We start from the raw sequence: 1,224 nt of genomic DNA on the forward strand, positions 1-1,224 counted from the left end.
GTGAAGCGCACCCCTTAGAATAGACATTGGAAAAACCCCTGGGTTTAGCCGATGAAATTCTAGGGGGTGCATTTTTTATGGCGATTAAAGGGCAAAAGTATAAAACGTATTCGGACAAGATTAAAAAAGAAGCTATTCGTCTGCATACGGTTGAGGGGTGGACTTACCGAAAGATCAATGAACATTTGGGAATTCATGACCCAGGACGAATGAAGCGCTGGATGCGAAAACACCGGGAACAAGGCGAGTTTGGACTGATGGATCAGCGAGGTCGACGGAAAGAATACTTGGATCAAGATCGCTATGTGCAACAACTGAAACGGGAGAATGAGTTGCTAAAAAAGTGCTTGGTCATCTGGAAGGAGGAAGCAAACAAGAAAAATTTCAAATCATGGAAAAGGTAGCCCGATACGGTGACATCCAGAAACTCTGCCATGTGTTTGGCGTGTCTCGGAGTGGATTTTATGCCTATGTAAAACGTAAACGATTCGATCGCGATGCAAAGGCAAAGAGACAGGTCCTTCAAACGTATCAACGATATGAAGGCAAATATGGCTATCGACAGCTCCAGTTGTTCCTTTGGCAAGATCAAGGCATTTGGATGAACCACAAGAAGGTGCTCCGCCTCATGCAAATGCTCGGTATCCAATCTCGAATTCGTCGTAAACGGCGCTCCAGCAGTTCGTATGCACCTGCTCAGCGCGTAGCAGAGAATCACTTGAAGCGGGACTTCAGTGCAGAAAAACCCAATCAGAAATGGGTAACTGACATTACCCAGTATCGTGTAGGCGAGCACTGGGTATATCTTTCAGCCATAAAAGATTTGTATAATAACGAAATTGTGGCTTACGAAATAGGCGAACGCAACGACAATGAACTGGTGCTCAGTACATTCAGAAAAGCGTTTGCGAAGCAAAAAGACGTGACCGGACTGGTCGTTCACAGCGACCAAGGGTTCCAGTACACGTCTCATGCTTATCACGACATGCTGCCAAAGGTTGGCGCCCGAATCAGCATGTCTCGCCGAGGAAATTGTTATGACAATGCCTCTATGGAGAGTTTCTTCTCGCATCTCAAAACGGAAGGACTCTACCCTTATCATATCCGAACGCTTACCGAAGCACAAAGCAAAATCGAAAAATACATCCGTTTTTATAACAGAAGGCGGCCACAACGGAAACTAAAAAAACTGACGCCGGTAGAGTACCGACGTCAGTTTGCCGC

2 protein-coding genes are annotated in these 1,224 nt (G+C 45.9%); both read left to right on the forward strand.

The window, feature by feature from the left end; translation table 11 throughout:
- Positions 1–77 precede the first annotated feature (77 nt).
- Positions 78–404, forward strand: a complete 327-nt coding sequence (locus GUA98_RS29240; RefSeq protein ID WP_153977309.1) for a helix-turn-helix domain-containing protein — start codon at positions 78–80, stop codon at positions 402–404.
- Positions 392–1,224: IS3 family transposase (locus tag GUA98_RS29245; protein WP_236146640.1), on the forward strand; the 833-nt coding region annotated here is incomplete at its 3' end. The genes GUA98_RS29240 and GUA98_RS29245, both read left to right, overlap by 13 nt.

The sequence above is a fragment of the Paenibacillus sp. P13VS genome (assembly GCF_015143645.1).
Taxonomy (GTDB): domain Bacteria; phylum Bacillota; class Bacilli; order Paenibacillales; family Paenibacillaceae; genus Paenibacillus; species Paenibacillus xylanilyticus_A.

What these genes read in the sequence shown, in the direction of transcription:
- GUA98_RS29240 (WP_153977309.1), top strand. Translation starts at nt 78, where the DNA reads ATGGCGATTAAAGGGCAAAAGTATAAAACGTATTCGGACAAGATTAAA.